This window comes from Sporotomaculum syntrophicum (assembly GCF_009932395.1).
In the GTDB taxonomy this organism is placed as follows: domain Bacteria; phylum Bacillota; class Desulfotomaculia; order Desulfotomaculales; family Desulfallaceae; genus Sporotomaculum; species Sporotomaculum syntrophicum.
This window is the reverse complement of sequence record NZ_LSRS01000003.1, coordinates 631,884-648,184: the sequence shown is the minus strand read 5'-3', so window position 1 is coordinate 648,184 and position 16,301 is coordinate 631,884. Positions and strand designations below refer to the sequence as shown.

At 48.1% G+C, this 16,301-nt stretch carries 14 protein-coding genes, 1 riboswitch and 1 other annotated feature; of the genes, 12 read left to right on the top strand and 2 right to left on the bottom strand.

The annotated features are described in order from the left end of the window. The first annotated feature begins 26 nt into the window (after window positions 1-26). A complete protein-coding gene (locus SPSYN_RS08105) occupies window positions 27-1,310 on the top strand; it encodes an MFS transporter (protein ID WP_161821953.1) in 1,284 nt (427 codons plus the stop codon). A gap of 61 nt (window positions 1,311-1,371) precedes the next feature. On the opposite strand, the gene SPSYN_RS08100 is transcribed toward SPSYN_RS08105, so the two are convergent. Then, on the bottom strand, window positions 1,372-2,736 hold the full coding sequence (locus SPSYN_RS08100; protein WP_161821952.1) for a TrpB-like pyridoxal phosphate-dependent enzyme: 1,365 nt from the start codon (window positions 2,734-2,736) through the stop codon (window positions 1,372-1,374). A gap of 55 nt (window positions 2,737-2,791) precedes the next feature. Next, window positions 2,792-3,038, bottom strand: a binding site (T-box leader). A gap of 242 nt (window positions 3,039-3,280) precedes the next feature. Then, a riboswitch (cyclic di-AMP (ydaO/yuaA leader) is annotated at window positions 3,281-3,413 on the top strand. Between the two features lie 4 nt (window positions 3,414-3,417). On the opposite strand from SPSYN_RS08100, the gene SPSYN_RS08095 reads away from it, so the two are divergent. The 5 genes from SPSYN_RS08095 to SPSYN_RS08075 all read left to right on the top strand — a co-directional run bounded on the left by SPSYN_RS08095 (window position 3,418) and on the right by SPSYN_RS08075 (window position 8,726). Further along, the gene (locus SPSYN_RS08095) at window positions 3,418-4,044 is read left to right on the top strand and encodes a C40 family peptidase (protein ID WP_243152964.1); all 627 of its coding nucleotides are present in this window, start codon (window positions 3,418-3,420) and stop codon (window positions 4,042-4,044) included. A 144-nt stretch (window positions 4,045-4,188) separates the two neighbouring features. Then, window positions 4,189-5,973, top strand: a complete 1,785-nt coding sequence (recQ, locus tag SPSYN_RS08090) for a DNA helicase RecQ (RefSeq protein ID WP_161821950.1) — start codon at window positions 4,189-4,191, stop codon at window positions 5,971-5,973. 75 nt (window positions 5,974-6,048) lie between these two features. Next, on the top strand, window positions 6,049-6,891 hold the full coding sequence (locus SPSYN_RS08085) for a nitrilase family protein (protein WP_161821949.1): 843 nt from the start codon (window positions 6,049-6,051) through the stop codon (window positions 6,889-6,891). 67 nt (window positions 6,892-6,958) lie between these two features. Then, a complete protein-coding gene (locus SPSYN_RS08080; RefSeq protein ID WP_243152963.1) occupies window positions 6,959-7,348 on the top strand; it encodes a YkvA family protein in 390 nt (129 codons plus the stop codon). 262 nt (window positions 7,349-7,610) lie between these two features. Continuing rightward, complete coding sequence (locus SPSYN_RS08075) at window positions 7,611-8,726, top strand: PRK06851 family protein (protein WP_161821948.1); 1,116 nt, start codon at window positions 7,611-7,613, stop codon at window positions 8,724-8,726. A gap of 77 nt (window positions 8,727-8,803) precedes the next feature. Here SPSYN_RS08075 and glnA read toward each other — a convergent pair whose 3' ends face one another. After that, complete coding sequence (glnA, locus tag SPSYN_RS08070) at window positions 8,804-10,150, bottom strand: type I glutamate--ammonia ligase (RefSeq protein ID WP_161821947.1); 1,347 nt, start codon at window positions 10,148-10,150, stop codon at window positions 8,804-8,806. 601 nt (window positions 10,151-10,751) lie between these two features. Between glnA and SPSYN_RS08065 the strand changes: the two genes are divergently transcribed. From SPSYN_RS08065 to SPSYN_RS16190, 6 genes are all read left to right on the top strand, one after another. Next, window positions 10,752-11,192 (top strand): 4Fe-4S dicluster domain-containing protein, encoded by a 441-nt coding sequence (locus tag SPSYN_RS08065; protein WP_243152962.1) that lies wholly within the window; start codon window positions 10,752-10,754, stop codon window positions 11,190-11,192. A 22-nt stretch (window positions 11,193-11,214) separates the two neighbouring features. After that, complete coding sequence (locus SPSYN_RS08060; protein ID WP_161821946.1) at window positions 11,215-12,522, top strand: NAD(P)/FAD-dependent oxidoreductase; 1,308 nt, start codon at window positions 11,215-11,217, stop codon at window positions 12,520-12,522. 1 nt (window position 12,523) lies between these two features. Next, window positions 12,524-13,669, top strand: coding sequence for a class II glutamine amidotransferase (locus SPSYN_RS08055; RefSeq protein ID WP_161821945.1), 1,146 nt, complete (start codon window positions 12,524-12,526; stop codon window positions 13,667-13,669). Window positions 13,670-13,680: 11 nt separating this feature from the next. Then, window positions 13,681-15,195 (top strand): glutamate synthase-related protein, encoded by a 1,515-nt coding sequence (locus SPSYN_RS08050; RefSeq protein ID WP_161821944.1) that lies wholly within the window; start codon window positions 13,681-13,683, stop codon window positions 15,193-15,195. 4 nt (window positions 15,196-15,199) lie between these two features. Then, window positions 15,200-16,054: a GltB/FmdC/FwdC-like GXGXG domain-containing protein gene (locus tag SPSYN_RS08045; RefSeq protein WP_161821943.1), complete on the top strand. Its 855-nt coding sequence runs from the start codon at window positions 15,200-15,202 to the stop codon at window positions 16,052-16,054. 120 nt (window positions 16,055-16,174) lie between these two features. Beyond that, window positions 16,175-16,300 (top strand): hypothetical protein, encoded by a 126-nt coding sequence (locus tag SPSYN_RS16190; protein WP_279279202.1) that lies wholly within the window; start codon window positions 16,175-16,177, stop codon window positions 16,298-16,300. The last annotated feature ends 1 nt before the right edge of the window (window position 16,301 follow it).

Genomic DNA, 16,301 nt, shown 5'->3' with positions numbered 1-16,301 from the left:
TAAATGAAATAGAAAGGATCTGACTAATGGAACAAACCGGTGAATATGCAAAATGGAAAAAGAACATTATCCTGTTTTTGGGCAGCCAGACCTTCTCCCTTTTTGGATCATCCCTGGTCCAGTATGCCATCATGTGGTATATCGTCTTAAATACACAATCAGGTATCATGATGACCATATCTATCCTTTGCGGCTTCGTGCCTACCTTTATATTATCTCCGGTGGCGGGGGTGTGGGCCGATCGTTACAACCGGAAACTGCTCATCATGCTGTCTGATTCAATGATAGCGATTTCTACGCTTGTTTTGGCGATTCTGTTTTTAATGGGCTATGATTCGATTTGGCTCCTTTTTGTGATGTCTGCTATCCGCGCTTTTGGGGCGGGCGTGCAAACTCCGGCGGTCGGGGCTATTCTTCCCCAGATTGTACCGGAGGATAAATTGACTGCGGTGAACGGAACCAACGGAAGTATTCAATCTCTAGTGTTTCTCGTGGCTCCTATGGTCAGCGCCGCACTGCTTACCATGACCTCACTGGAAATCATTTTCTTTGTCGATGTAGTTACCGCAGCCATAGCGGTTACTATATTGCTTGTATTTTTAAAGATACCTGTGCATGCCAAAGCTTTGGAAAAACAAACAACCAGCTATATCAGCGATTTTCGACAAGGTCTGGAATATATTAAGAATCACGAATTTATTAAGAAGTTTTTCATCTTCTTTGCCTTTTTCTTTGTTTTGGTAGCTCCTGCCGCCTTTTTAACCCCGCTGCAGGTTGCGCGCAGTTTCGGTGACGATGTATGGCGCTTAACGGCGCTGGAAATTGCTTTCTCACTGGGTATGACGTTCGGTGGAATTGTCATAGCTGCCTGGGGTGGGTTTAAAAACAAAATTCATACCATGACACTGTCTTGCCTTGTTATTGGTGCCTGCACCTTTGCGCTGGGAGTTGTCCCGGTTTTCTGGATTTATTTAATTTTCATTGGTTTAACAGGATTAGTTATGCCTTTCTTTAATACTCCTTCGATGGTCTTAATACAGGAGAAAGTTGAGGGGGATTATTTAGGCAGGGTATTTGGTGTATTCAGCATGATCGCCACTTCGATGATGCCGCTGGGCATGCTTGTATTCGGGCCAATAGCCGATATTGTTAAAATAGAGTGGCTGCTTATCGGAACCGGGATACTGTTGTTTGTTCAGGCGTTTTTCTTACTTGGCAGCAAAGTGTTAATTGAAGCGGGCAAGCCGGTCTCGAAAGAAGTCTTAAACAATAATGTCCGGCAACTGGAAGCGGGAGAGCAGTTAGATTAGCGAACTTAGTTCATTGCAACACAAAGGTATGGGGAGTGGATTGCGCCACTCCCCATACTTTTTATTCTACATCGGGCATACTGTCGAAACCTTTTTGCAAATCGGCGTCGGAAGGGATATAGTCACTCATTGTCTTGTCGTTGTATTGCATATAAGCATGCATATCAAAGTAACCTGTGCCGGTAAGGCCGACCAGGATCGTCTTTGCTTCACCTGTTTCCTTGCATTTAAGCGCCTCTTGGATGGCGCCGTGGATGGCATGAGCCGATTCCGGAGCCGGAAGGATCTGCTCTACCTTGGCAAACATAATGGCAGAATCAAATACCTTGGTCTGCTCCGCAGAAACAGCCTCCATGTATCCATCATGATAAAGCTTGGATAGGATGGGCGACATGCCGTGATACCGAAGGCCGCCGGCATGGTTCGGTGAAGGAATGAATCCGCTTCCCAAAGTGTACATTTTGGCCAGCGGTGTTACTTTCCCTGTATCGCAGAAATCATAAGCATACCTGCCCCGGGTGAGCGATGGGCAGGAAGCCGGCTCTACGGCAATTATACGGGGATTAGCTTTGCCGGTTAGTTTATCCTGCATGAACGGCGCCATCAGGCCGCCCAGGTTAGACCCGCCACCGGCGCAGCCGACCACGATATCCGGGTATTCCCCGATTTTTTCCATCGCTATTTTGCTTTCCAGGCCGATAATGGACTGGTGCAGCAGTACCTGATTGAGCACGGAACCCAGGGCGTAGCGGCAGCTGTCGTCTTTTAAAGAAAGCTCAATGGCTTCTGAAATGGCACAACCCAAACTGCCCCCGGTATCAGGATTCTCGGCCAGGATAGCCCGTCCGACTTCGGTCGTATCCGAAGGGCTGGCGATGATATCCGCGCCGTAGGTTTCAATAACGGCTTTCCGGAAAGGCTTTTGCTGGAAGGATACCTTAACCATAAATACGGTCAGTTTCAGGCCGAAAAAGGCGCAAGCCATTGCCAGGGCGGTGCCCCATTGCCCGGCACCCGTTTCCGTGGTCAGTGATTTTAAACCCTGTGCTTTGGCATAATAAGCCATCGCCGCCGCCGCATTTAATTTGTGGCTGCCCGATGTATTGTTTCCTTCAAATTTAAAGTAGAGCCTGGCCGGTGTATCCAGCGCCTTTTCAAGATTATAGGCCCGGATCAACGGCGATGGGCGGAAGGTTTTGTAATACTCCTGGACTTCCTCAGGAATATCAAAATAACGCGTTGTCTCATCCATTTCCTGTTTACATAGTTCTTCACAAAATATCGGGTATAACTCCTCCGTGGTCAGTGGTTTAAGCGTGCCCGGATTTAGCAAAGGAGCATGTTGTTCTTTCATATCTGCTCTAAGGTTATACCACTGTTTGGGCATTTCTTTCTCTGTTAAATAGGTCCTGTAAGGTATTTGCACCGGTGTTTACCCCTTTCTTTTGATCATGGTTAAAAATAAAAAACTTTTGTCCATCTTAAGGGACAAAAGTTATCAAACTCATGCGGTACCACCCAAATTGGCCAAAGGCCCACTTGTTCCACACACTATCATGTGTGCTCCCTTGGTAACGGGCGGAGTTCCCGTCGATCACTACTATGCTTTCACATTTGGCGATCGCCCTCATCAGCCCATTCAACTTGACCGCAACTGCTGCAATTCCAGCCACTGCAGCTCTCTGTAAGTCCGTTTTCAAGTTTACTACTCTGATTCAACGGTTCATATTATAGTTGCATTTTATATGGATTTATTTTATTTGTCAATCTTTCCGACTTATTGTTTTCCTTATAATGCAAAGTTATGTGCCTCGTTGTTCATAAATTTAAGTTCGAAATCGACCAGGTTTTTTGTAATTACCTTAACAAAACCAACTCAGGATACGTAGTATAAAGTGAAGCAAATTTTCCATGTTTGGTAAAGACCTGATAAGTGGGGGTGGTAATTGAATTTAATATCTGTGTATCAATATCATGTCACACCGAATTCCGCAGGTGCGGGAGCGGGGGAACCATTAATATGGGGTGAATTGCCTGCAAAGCAAGGGGCTATCTTTCGGTCCTAACCCGCCAGCTAACCTCGCAGGTGTAGAAAGCGAGTTTGGAAATGACAAAATTTTGTAGGCTTATTATAACTTTTGCGTTTGTTGCTATTTTGTTTTGGTTGACCGGACCGGCCTGTGCCAATACGTATTATACCGTGAAGCCCGGTGATACACTGTGGAAAATATCTCAGCAATATGGAGTTTCGGTCAAACAAATTCAACAATCAAACGCGATTTACTCGCATTTGATATATCCCGGTCAAAAGCTGCTCATAGCCAGCAGTTCTACCGGCAGCGCACCAACAGTGGCGTCTCGGAGCACAGACCGTTCCCAATTACTAATTAATTATGCAAAGTCATTAACCGGTGTGCCATATGCTTATGGCGGGGAGACACCTGCGGGGTTTGATTGTTCCGGCTATGTCAAGTATGTATTCAAACACCTGGGCATTAATTTACCCCGCACTGCCTCCGAGCAATACTACCGGGGGACAAGGATACCCGCCAGTGAAGCAAAACCCGGTGATATTGTAGCTTTCGCTAGTGGTGGTTACATAAATCACAGCGGAATTTACCTTGGGAACGGCCAGTTTATCAGCGCAACTTCCAGCAGAGGTGTACGAACGGACCCGGTTTACAGTGGTTACTGGGGAGCCCGTTTTCATGGCTTCAGCAGAATCATAATGTAGCAGAGCCGGTCTGTTATCCCAAAACCCTTGAAGTTTGATGCTTTAAGGGTTTTGTTTTATGTGGAATGTTGCATTATCTTGCTTAACTTGTTAATCTTTGATTAAATAATTATTTAATATATGCTGGAGTGAGCAGTCATAACTATGGAAATAGCCCGGTTGTTGTTAAAAAAATACTTTGGTTATACAGGCTTTCGGGCGGGCCAGGAGATAATTATTAACCATATTTTTCAAGGCGGTGATACGCTGGGGGTTATGCCGACAGGTGGGGGCAAGTCCATTTGTTACCAGATACCGGCTCTGGCTCTACCCGGTATAACGCTGGTTATATCGCCGCTTATATCATTAATGAAAGACCAGGTTGATGGCTTAATCAATCAAGGTATACCGGCGGTGTTCATCAATAGTTCACTGGCCTACCGTGAAACAGTTGCGCGCATGCAGGATTTGTCCCTGGGCAATTACAAATTGCTGTATATTGCACCGGAACGGCTGGAATCGGAAGCTTTCCAGGAGCTTATTTACCGGCTGAATGTTTCCCTGGTAGCTGTTGATGAAGCGCACTGTGTTTCCCAGTGGGGTCACGATTTCAGGCCCAGTTATCTGGCCATTTCCAGGCTTATCGACGGTTTTGCTGCCAGGCCGGCAGTGGCCGCTTTTACAGCTACCGCCACTAAAACGGTGAGGCAGGATATCATTGAACAATTGGGTTTGCGCGATCCGTTGATCCATATTGGCGGTTTCGATCGCGCCAATTTATACCTGCAAGTGATCAAAGGTGAGGATAAAAAACACTTCCTGCTCCAATACCTGAGTAAAAATGAGGGGCAAGCGGGCATTATTTATGCCGCCACGCGGAAGGAAGTGGACAGCTTATACGACTATTTACAGGCCAAAGGGTTTTCAGTCGGCAAATACCATGCCGGGTTAAGCGATAGAGAGCGTGACCAGGCTCAGGATGATTTCATTCATGACAATATTCAAGTAATTATTGCTACCAACGCCTTTGGCATGGGTATTGATAAATCCAACGTGCGGTTTGTTATCCATCACAACATGCCCAAGAATATGGAGGCCTATTACCAGGAAGCCGGTCGGGCCGGCCGGGACGGTGAGTTTGGAGAATGCATACTGCTATACAGCCCGCAGGATATCCAGGTGCAAAAAAGATTAATTGAACTTAACGAAACAACACCGGAACGCAGAGAGGGCGATTACAGAAAGTTACAGGCGATGATTGATTACTGCCACACTTCTCATTGCCTGCGCCGGTATATCCTTAATTACTTTGGCGATACGGATGCTGCCGGTACTTGCAGTAACTGTTTCAACTGCAGTGATGCTACCGAGCTGGTAGATATCACGGTACAAGCGCAAAAAATTTTATCTTGTATCTGGCGCATGCGGGAACAATACGGTTTAACTATGGTGGCCGATGTTTTAAAAGGTTCGCAGAATAAAAAGGTGCAACAGCTGAACTTTCACCGTTTGTCCACTTATGGTTTGTTGAGCAATTATACCGTCCGAGAAATTAAGGATTTGATTAATTTGCTGATAGCCGAAGGTTATATCGCCATGACTCAGGGTGAGTATCCCATACTTAAATTAAGGGAAAGTGCTTACCAGGTACTTAAAGGTCAAGCCGGGGTATACCAAAAAATACGCCGGGAAAAGCAAGACCATGTAGACGACGGACTTTTCCAGGCACTGCGCGGGCTGCGCAAGGAAATTGCTGTTCGGGAAAAACTGCCGCCTTACATGATATTCTCCGACAAGACGCTGCAGGAAATGAGCCTTCACTGCCCAACTAATGACCAGGCACTGCTGGCTGTCAGCGGGGTAGGTGAATTTAAGCTGCAGCGTTACGGTGCGGCATTTTTGCAGGAAATCAGGCGTTATCTGGCAGAGGTTAGCATTATCCGTGAATAACCGGCAAGATGTGTTGCCCATTGCCACCGGTGTTAAATTATGGCCAGGTAAGCAATACTATTATTAGGTGAAAATATGGAACAAACACGCATAGCCCTGGTGCAGATGAACGCCCAATTGGCGAAAACAGAAAGCAACCTTTATAAAATGCAGAGCTTTATCCGTGAGGCGGCCAGGCAAAAAGTCGATATTATTTGCTTTCCTGAACTATGTGTACAGGGATACAGCAGAAATTGCTCCGGTCCCACTGCTGAAAACGTGCCCGGCCCTTCGTCCGAACGCATTATAAAATGGGCTAAACAATACGGCATTATGGTATTGGCGGGACTTGCGGAGGTATCGCCCGCCGGCAAGCCATATATATCACAATTAGTGGCCTATCCCGACGGAAAGCTGTCTAAATATAGAAAGACACATTTAGGCAGCAGTGAACAGACAAATTACACTCCCGGCTCGGAACTGCCGGTGTTTAGCTATGATCGATTAAAATTTGGAGTACAAATATGCTGGGACTTACATTTTCCCGAAGTAACCGCTATTTTGTCCCTGAAAGGGGCGGAGATTATCTTTGCTCCCCATGCTTCACCCACAATAGCGGGAGACCGCAGAGATATCTGGCTTAAATACATGACTGCCCGGGCCTATGATAATGCTGTTTTTGTGGCGGCCTGCAATCTGGTGGGTGAGGACGGTGCCGGGCATAGTTTCTCTGGAGGAGCGCTGGTGATTGACCCCAAGGGAAATGTTATCGCCGAGGTTTTTAATAACCGGGAAGAACTACTGGTGGCCGACCTTGATCCGGTTTTAATAAATACCATCCGCCGCCGTGAGTCCGTTTCCATGCGCAATAGCTTTTTCCTTGATGGCCGGCGGCCCGAGCTATACGGGGAATTAATTCATAAAGGCCGGCTTAATTAAGACTTTTTGCTGTTCATATTATAGATCCGGCGTTAGAGATTATATTTTTAATGCGGGGGTTATCTTTTTGGCGAAAATCAGGCGCTTGTTCACCCGGTTCAACGAACTCAAGTCCGATATATATGTTTTATTTCTCGCTTACCGGGATCCCCGGATGCCCCGGCAGGCAAAATTGCTGGCCGTGTTAACGGTGGTTTATGCCTTCAGCCCGCTGGATATTGTATCGGATTTTATACCCTTAATGGGCTACCTGGATGATTTAATACTTATACCGCTTGGCATGAGACTGGCGATGGGTATGGTCCCCCCGGAGGTACTGCAGGAATACCGGTTTAAGGCCCAATTGCGGGGGCGAAAAAACCCGGCTGTCCGGCTGGTCACGGGGCTGATAATTTTATTTCTGGTCATGGCAGCTATAATGATCATCTACTCCCTTACCCTTGCGCCAACCTTTTGAAATCAACCCCCGGTGTCCAATATATGGCACGCCCGTGTGCCCCTTTTTGACAAACGATTTCGCTTTTACCCGCATATAATAAAATAAACCTGTGGTGCAAGAATAACTCCGGCAATGGCGCTATGAGAAGGTTTACCTAAAAACCTCTATCATGGCGTTTTATATTCTAAAGCGAGTACCCAACCACAAGGATATTTACCTGCTAAATATTTATTCCATTAAATAAACAGGCAGGAATATGCAATTAAGGGGGAGACAAACCATGTCCAAGGGGAGAATGAAGAAAGTTTTTCCCGGCGGTAATACTAGCCAGGGCTTTTACTCTTTTTATGATTATATTATCGATCAGCAAGAAGCAGCGCGAATATTTGTGATTAAAGGCGGCCCTGGTGTGGGTAAATCCACTTTTATGCGCAAGATTGCTGAAGAAATGCTGGAACGAGGGTATGACGTAGAGCTTCACTGCTGTTCCTCGGATAACGGTTCGCTGGATGGTGTAGTTATACCGGCTATAAAAGTAGCCATGCTTGATGGTACGGCTCCACACGTTGTAGATCCCAAGAACCCGGGCGCTGTTGATACGATACTCCATTTAGGCGATAACTGGAACGAGCAGGGTATCCTGGCCAACAAGAAAGAGATTTTAGCCTGTAACAAGGAGGTTAGCAGACTTTTCAACCGGGCTTACGCTTATTTAGCAGCCGCTAAAATATTCCTTGCCGAAGTTAAGCTGTATTATGTTGGAACAGGTGCTTTTTATGTGAGCCGGTTCGACCGTATGGTGCTTGACCTGGTGCACGAAATTTTTGAGGGTACGGAACGGCAGACCGATAATCCTAAGGCCAGGCGTTTATTTGCCACTGCCATTACCCCTGATGGTCCGGTAAGCCATTTGGGCACAATAGTGGATCATATCGGTAAACGATATATTATTGAAGGAGACGACGGAACCGGTAAAAACATTCTGGTGGCCAGGTTGATGGATGCGGCTATGATGCGTGGGTTTGATGTAGAAGCATACCACTGCGCGCTGGAACCGGATTTAATTGACCACCTGGTAATCCCCGGTTTAGACGTAGCTATCGTAAACTCTGTAGAACCGCACGATTTTCGCCCTCAAGCTAATGATGTTGTCATTGACACAATGGAATGTGTCAATCCCATCCTTAACGAAAAATACCTGACGGAAAAAACTATCGCCCGCAAAATGTACAGAGAGTGCATGGACCAGGCTGTATCTTTCCTGCGCCAGGCCAAAGCCGGGCATGATGATATAGAAAAATATTACGCGCCCTATATGGATTTTGAGGCCATTAATGCCAGGCGGGAAAAAACCCTGGCCGCTATTTTAGACATAGCCGCTGCAGCCAATGGGTAGGCCGGTGCCGGTTTAAATAAAGTCAAGTAAGAGAAAAGTGCCGAAACCTGTGCAAAGGTGCCGGCACTTTCTTTTGCCTAGAACAATGTCAAATAACGGTCAATTTCCCACTGGTGCACCTGCAAACTAAAGCTTTCCCATTCCCTGGCTTTAGCCTCAACGAGTTTTTCATAAATATGCGTGCCGATGGCGTCCTTGAGTACTTCATCCCGGCTCAATTCATCGTAAGCTTCCGGCAAGCTGCCGGGGAGTGATTTAATGCCCAGTTCATCCAGCTCGGCGCAGGTCATCTGGTAGATGTTCCGTTCGGTAGTGGGTGGCGGGTCTATTTGATTAACAATTCCGTCCAGACCGGCCGCCAGGCACCCTGCCAGTGCCAGGTAGGGGTTGCAGGCAGGATCCGGGTTGCGCAGCTCGACTCTGGTGCTCTGTCCGCGCTTGGCCGGGATGCGGATTAAAGGACTGCGGTTGCGACCGCTCCAGGCCAGATATACCGGTGCTTCGTAGCCGGGAACCAGGCGCTTGTAAGAGTTTACTGTGGGATTGGTGATAGCGGCCAGAGCCCGGGCATGTTTTAATAAACCGCCGATGTAATAATGTGCCTCTTTGCTTAATTGCATGTGACCGCCGGCGTCATAAAAGGCGTTGGTATCTCCTTTGAACAAAGACTGGTTGGTATGCATTCCGCTGCCGTTGATACCATATACCGGTTTGGGCATAAAAGTGGCATGCAGGCCGTGCCGTTGGGCAATGGTGCGCACCACGTATTTAAAGGTAACAATTTTATCGGCCGTATCAAGAGCGTCTGAATACTTGAAGTCAATTTCATGCTGACCGGGGGCCACCTCATGGTGGGAGGCCTCAATTTCATAGCCCATTTCTTCTAAGGTTAATACGATGTCTCTACGGGCGGCTTCTCCCAGATCCACCGGGGATAAGTCAAAATATCCGGCGTTATCATGAGTTTTTAAGGTCGGTAAGTTATTCTCGTCGACACAAAACAGGAAAAATTCTATCTCCGGGCCCACATTCATGGTATAACCAAGTTCGGCTGCCCTGGCCAACTGGCGTTTTAAGGTCACCCTGGGGCAGCCGTCAAATGGGGTGCCGTCGGGATTATAAATATCGCACACCAACCTGGCCACTCCGCCGTCTCTCGGACGCCAGGGGAATACTACGAAGGTGCCGGGGTCAGGACGCAGGTACATATCGGACTCCTCAATCCTGCTAAAACCGTAAATCGAAGAGCCGTCAAACATTAATTCCCCGTCCAGAGCTTTCTCCAGCTGATCGATAGTGATAGCGACGTTTTTCATTACCCCGAGCAAATCAGTGAACTGCAAACGGATAAACTTTACTCCCTTTTCCCTTGCTTCAGCAATAATCTCTCTTTTATCCACAACGTTTTCCTTTACTTTAGCCATAACCGAACCACCTTTCAGATTAATAAAATAGTATGGTTGCATATTAAAAGCCGGCCTGGGTATGATGAGAACATACCCGGGCCGGCTTCTTTGCCGGATTACTGCGCTATCTTACGCGGTTAAAATAAAAAAGCCCACGAACAATTTCCAGGGAACTGTTCACGGGCATCATTGCCAAATTTTTAATACATCATTGTATTAAGGCTATTCAATTAAGTAACATAATTATAATTGAGCTGTTTTTATAATGCAATAGTTTATTTATCGTTTGTAAAATTTTTTTACCTGCATTCGTCCGACTTTATGTTATTACTCCAAAGTATTGTATTTTTTTCTATATGAAAATGGAAATGTATACAATATTTCTACTAGTAATATCTTGTTTTTTCTCGCCAACTTAGTATAATTAACTGAAGCAAATGAAATAATAACTGAGGACAACGGCGTCCCCGTGATTTGCCAGGAGCAAATTACCGGGGATGTTTTTAGTTGCCGGCGGCTCAATGACGAGTCCACAAAGTATTGCTTAATGAGGTTATGCCTTATTTAAAAGCCATACTTTGTGGGCCTTTTTATTTTGTGCTGATGGGAAGGAATGAGCATGATGGGGAGAATCAAGGCTAAACCCGAGTTTTGTATGGGTTGTCACCTGTGTGAAGTATGGTGTGCGGTGGCCCACTCTAAATCCAAACACATCATCAAGGCATTTTTATACGAGCAAGATAAACCGCTCCCGCGGTTGGTGGTGGAGGAAAATCTACCTCTTACCTTTGCTCTGCAGTGCAGGCATTGTGCCGAACCGGATTGTGTCGCCGCCTGTATAAGCGGAGCCCTTTGGAAAGATCCGGAGTCCGGTCTGGTGATACACGACCCCGAGCAATGCGTGGGTTGTTACAGCTGCGTGCTAACCTGTCCCTATGGCAGCATATTCATAAACCCCGGGAAAAGGGAAATTGTTAAATGCGACCTTTGCACCGGACTGGATACCATGTATTGTGTAAGTCACTGTCCCAACGAAGCACTGGTCTATGAAGACAGTTAATTATAGGTGAGGGTGATCAGCAATGTGTAATATGGATAATTATAAATATCTAATAATTGGAAACTCTGCGGGTGCTGTGGGTTGTATAGAAGGTTTGCGCAGTATAGACAAAAGCGGCACAGTGGCTTTGGTGGCTGAAGAAGACAGCCATGTATACTCAAGGGCGTTAATCCCTTATTACTTAAGTGGCCGGATCACCCGCGAGCAAATGTACTACCGGCCTTTTGATTTTTATGATCGAGCCCGGGTTAGTGTGATAAAGGGGCACCGGGCGGTTAAAATCGATAGCGCTGAACGGGTTGTGGAACTGGATAACGGCGGCCGGTTGGGTTATGGCCGGCTGCTCATAGCCACTGGAGGAAAACCCGTCTTCCCGCCCATCCCCGGCTTTGACCAACAACAAAATGTGTTTGGTTTTCACAGCCTGCCCGATTTACAGGGCATTGAAAAAGAACTGATTTATGCCCACAATGCCGTAGTACTGGGTGGTGGGGTCATTGGCTTAATGGCTGCCGAAGCGTTGCATAAAAATGGTATGAAGGTGCATGTGCTGGAGCTGTCTGAAAGGCTGTTGGCTCCGGTGGTGGATGAGACCGTGTCCCGCCTGGTGGAAGATGCATTGCAAAAGGCTGGGGTGGCTTTGTACTTAAATAATACTATTGCTCAGGTAAACGGTGATGATTGGGTGGAAAGCGTTACTTTAAAAGACGGCCAAATCATTCCTTGCGACTTATTAATTGTTGGTGTGGGAGTGGCACCCCGGGCGGAACTGGCCGAGGGTACGGACATTGCGTTTAACCGGGGAATCGTTGTGAATAAGAAAATGCAAACCTCGGTGCCGGGCATTTATGCCTGTGGTGACTGCGCATCCACCTATAACTTCGTAACAGGCGCCGGGCAAAACCTGCCGCTGTGGCCCAACGCCTACCTGGGCGGTCGTATTGCCGGCTTTAACATGGCCGGTATAGAGAGGGCGTTTGTTCAGGGTACAACGATGAATGCCATGCACTTTTTCGACGTTAATATTGTCAATGCCGGTATCAACGTGACCGGTTCAAACCAAGACGACAGCCTTGGCGTAATACAGGAATATGAGCAAAACAGCCGTAACTACCGTAAATTTGTACTCTCGGAAAGCGGTCAACTCAAAGGTTTTATACTGGTTGGTCAAATAGCCAGAGCAGGTATCTTTTTAAATTTAATGCGTCGCCAAATTGACGTGCGCGCTTTTCAGCAGGATTTATTTAAGAAGGATTTTGGTTACGCCGATTTGCCTGATGCATTGCGCTGGGAACTGCTGCAAGATGACGTCATTTTAGGGGTGGTATAAAATGCTGGTACAAAAATATTACGAGAGCGAGCGGTTTGTGCCGGATAAAGAGATGGATGCCTGCGGGCTGTTCGGGGTGATGCATACCGGCGGTGTCAGATTTGGCGGCCGAATGGCCATTGATGCGATAAAAAACATGAAGGTGCGCGGCAGCGGGCTGGGCGGCGGGTTTGCTATTTACGGGCTGTACCCCAAATACAAGGATTATTATGCACTGCACATTATCTATCAAAACAAAAACCTGGCGGCCAAAAAGATAGTAGAGACTTTTTTAAAAAAGCATTTTTACGTGGTATTTGATGAAGAGATACCTACTAACCCGGATATCCGCCTCTTTGCTCCCCCTCTGGCGTGGCGGTATTTTGTGGCCCCGCAGAAAAGCGGTGTTGAGGAGGATGTGCCTGATGACGAGTATGTGATCAGTAAAGTGATGTACCTGAACAGTGAGATAGAAGATGCCTATGTATTTTCATCGGGTAAAGATGCGGGCGTTTTCAAAGGCGTAGGTTTTCCCGAAGAAATAGCGGATTACTTTATGCTGGAGCAGTTATACGAAGGGTATATCTGGACGGTACACAGCAGATTTCCCACCAACACGCCGGGCTGGTGGGGCGGTGCGCATCCGCTTTCTATATTGGACTGGACGGTGGTGCATAATGGAGAGATTTCCTCTTACGGTGCCAACCGCCGGTTTTTGGAAATGCATAATTACTACTGTACTTTACACACGGATACCGAAGTGCTGGCCTATGCGGTGGATCTGTTAATGCGACGCCAGGGGCTGCCCATAGAAGTGGTGGCCAAAATATTTGCCCCGCCCATGTGGGAGGCCATCCGTTACATGAGTGACGACGATATAGAATTATACACGGCACTGCGTATGACCTACGCGCCGCTGTTAATGAACGGGCCCTTTACGGTAATTGTCGCCCATCATAACGAAATGATCGGCCTCACCGACCGCATCCGGCTGCGGCCAATTACGGCGGGAGCCAGGGGTGAGCTGGTGTTTTTATCCTCGGAAGAAGCGGCTATCCATGCGGTATGCCCTGATCTGGAACTAGCCTGGACACCTCCCGGCGGTGAACCGGTGGTGGTCAGGCTGCACACCAAAGATCACTTGCGGAGTTTAAATAAATCCATTTGAGGGTGGTAAATATGTATGATTGCTTATTACCGGAATTTGTAGTTGAACGGCGGGAAGATAGTTGTATCCGCTGCCGGGTATGCGAGCGGCAGTGTGCCAACGAGGTACACCTGTATGATACCGAGCTGGACAGATTTTTCTTGTCTGAAAAAGACTGCGTGGGCTGCCAGCGCTGTGTAGCACTTTGTCCCACCGGTGCCCTGTATGTGCACCCCCGGCAGGCTGATTACCGGCCCAACAGCAGCTGGACCAGGGATAAAATGCAAAATCTCAAGAAGCAGGCCGCCACGGGCGGGGTGGTTTTGACGGGCAGCGGCAATGACAAACCGATCCGGGTATACTGGGATCACCTGCTGCTTAATGCTTCCCAGGTAACTAATCCATCTATCGACCCGCTGCGGGAGCCTATGGAACTGCAAACCTTTTTAGGACGCAAGCCGGATACCCTGAAAATTGAAATTAGTGCCGGCAAGGCTAAATTGGCTTCCGAAATGTTTCCCAATGTTCCGGTGCAAATACCGCTGGTGTTTTCCGCCATGTCCCTGGGCGCAATCAGCTACCAGGCTTTTAAATCGCTGGCTATGGCGGCCAAGGAGGCCGGAGTATTGTTCAATACCGGTGAGGGTGGTTTGCCCGTGGAAATGCGGGATGAGTACGCCGACTGCGCCATAGTGCAGTGCGCCAGCGGCCGGTTCGGAGTTGATCTCGATTATTTGAACAGCGCCCGGATTATTGAAATTAAGATTGGCCAGGGAGCCAAGCCGGGCATTGGGGGTCACCTGCCCGGAGAAAAGGTATCCGATTACATTGCCCAAACCCGGATGATTCCCCTTGGTACCGACGCTTTGTCACCGGCACCCCAGCATGATATATATTCCATCGAAGACCTGTCCATGCTGATTTACGCGCTGAAAGAGGCGACGAATTACACCAAACCGGTTTCGGTAAAAATTGCCGCGGTGCACAATGTGGCGGCTATTGCCTCGGGCATTGTCCGGGCCGGGGCAGACATTGTGGCCATTGACGGCATCAGGGGCGGCACCGGTGCGGCACCTCTGGCTACCCGGGATAACGTAGGCATACCGTTAGAACTTGCCCTGGCCGCAGTGGATAAAAGGCTGCGGGACGAAGGTATCCGAAATAGATGCTCGGTTATGGCCGCAGGGGGTATCCGCTCCTCTGCTGACGCCATTAAAGCCATTGCCCTGGGGGCTGATGGCGTATATATCGGCACCGCCGCATTGGTAGCAATGGGCTGCACCCTCTGTCATAAATGCTATACCGGAAGGTGCAACTGGGGGATCTGTACCCAGGATCCCTATCTGACCAAGCGGTTAAACACCGAGCTAACCAGTCAAAAACTGGTCAACTTGTTAAGGAGCTGGAGCCATGAGATTCAAGAGATGCTGGGCGGTCTGGGCGTAAACGCTATTGAAAGTTTGCGGGGCAACCATGAGCACTTGCGCGGCGTGGGTCTTGAAGAATGGGAGTTAAACATCCTGGGAGTAAAGGGAGCAGGAGAGTGATAAAATGAACGGTTTTAATGTTAAGTTTGGTTTTCGTGATAACTTTTTAGATAATTTACAGCCGGTAGATTTTCTATATCATACCAGAGTAAGCACTAACGGGTGTTGCGCCACCATAAACGCCCTTGGGCTAAAGCACAAGGAGTTAAATGACCTGCTCAGGGAAACAGTGCTGCAGGGGAGCACGGAGCTGGTCATTAATAATGTGTTTGGGCAAAGGTATATCGGCACCAGGCTTTTTTTACCCCCCGAAGCTAATAAACTGCATATCGAAGTAAATAAATTTCCGGGCAACGATTTAGGCGCGTTTTTAAACGGCCACCAAATTATTGTTCATGGTAATGCTCAAGACGGCGTGGGTAATACAATGAATAGCGGTGAAATCATCGTACATGGCCGGGCGGGAGATGTAACGGCTATGTCTATGCGGGGCGGCAAAATATTTATCAGGGATAACGTGGGTTATCGCACTGCCATTCATATGAAGGAGTACCGTGAGAAAGTGCCCGTGCTGGTGGTGGGAGGCACAGCCCAGGACTTTTTGGGCGAATACATGGCCGGAGGCATTGTGCTGCTGCTGGGTTTAAACTTGCGGCAAGGTGAACCCCACCGGGCCAGCTATATCGGCACCGGTATGCACGGCGGCGTGATTTACCTGCGGGGCTGCCTGGCGGAACACCAGCTGGGCAAAGAAGTGGGAGTTTTCCCGCCGGATGACCGGGACAAGGCAAATATCGACCGTTATGTGCGGGAATACTGCAATCACTTCGGCGGCAACCCCGACCAGATCTTAAACGAACGTTTCCAAAAACTAGTCCCGGTGTCCTTAAGGCCTTATGGACAAATATACGCCTATTAGTGGGGGATCCGATCAAGGGGACGGTTCGTGCGCCAAGCAAAGGGCGTGTCATATAGTGGGTGCGAACCCCACTAGGAAAAGTTTAGCCAACTACCTATAGCGAGTCTTGGGAGGCGCGGGGTGATCCGCGTCTCTAAGCGTAGACAGCAAACTAGCAGGCTGGAAGCGAAAGCTGAATCGATTGAGCCCCGAAATCACCCCAATGGGAAGGCCGATGCAGTGGACCGTGCAGAAGGCAACATCTGAC

What these genes read in the sequence shown, in the direction of transcription:
- SPSYN_RS08105 (WP_161821953.1), top strand. Translation starts at nt 27, where the DNA reads ATGGAACAAACCGGTGAATATGCAAAATGGAAAAAGAACATTATCCTG.
- SPSYN_RS08095 (WP_243152964.1), top strand. Translation starts at nt 3,418, where the DNA reads ATGACAAAATTTTGTAGGCTTATTATAACTTTTGCGTTTGTTGCTATT.
- recQ (WP_161821950.1), top strand. Translation starts at nt 4,189, where the DNA reads ATGGAAATAGCCCGGTTGTTGTTAAAAAAATACTTTGGTTATACAGGC.
- SPSYN_RS08085 (WP_161821949.1), top strand. Translation starts at nt 6,049, where the DNA reads ATGGAACAAACACGCATAGCCCTGGTGCAGATGAACGCCCAATTGGCG.
- SPSYN_RS08075 (WP_161821948.1), top strand. Translation starts at nt 7,611, where the DNA reads ATGTCCAAGGGGAGAATGAAGAAAGTTTTTCCCGGCGGTAATACTAGC.
- glnA (WP_161821947.1), bottom strand. Translation starts at nt 10,150, where the DNA reads ATGGCTAAAGTAAAGGAAAACGTTGTGGATAAAAGAGAGATTATTGCT.
- SPSYN_RS08065 (WP_243152962.1), top strand. Translation starts at nt 10,752, where the DNA reads ATGATGGGGAGAATCAAGGCTAAACCCGAGTTTTGTATGGGTTGTCAC.
- SPSYN_RS08060 (WP_161821946.1), top strand. Translation starts at nt 11,215, where the DNA reads ATGTGTAATATGGATAATTATAAATATCTAATAATTGGAAACTCTGCG.
- SPSYN_RS08055 (WP_161821945.1), top strand. Translation starts at nt 12,524, where the DNA reads ATGCTGGTACAAAAATATTACGAGAGCGAGCGGTTTGTGCCGGATAAA.
- SPSYN_RS08050 (WP_161821944.1), top strand. Translation starts at nt 13,681, where the DNA reads ATGTATGATTGCTTATTACCGGAATTTGTAGTTGAACGGCGGGAAGAT.
- SPSYN_RS08045 (WP_161821943.1), top strand. Translation starts at nt 15,200, where the DNA reads ATGAACGGTTTTAATGTTAAGTTTGGTTTTCGTGATAACTTTTTAGAT.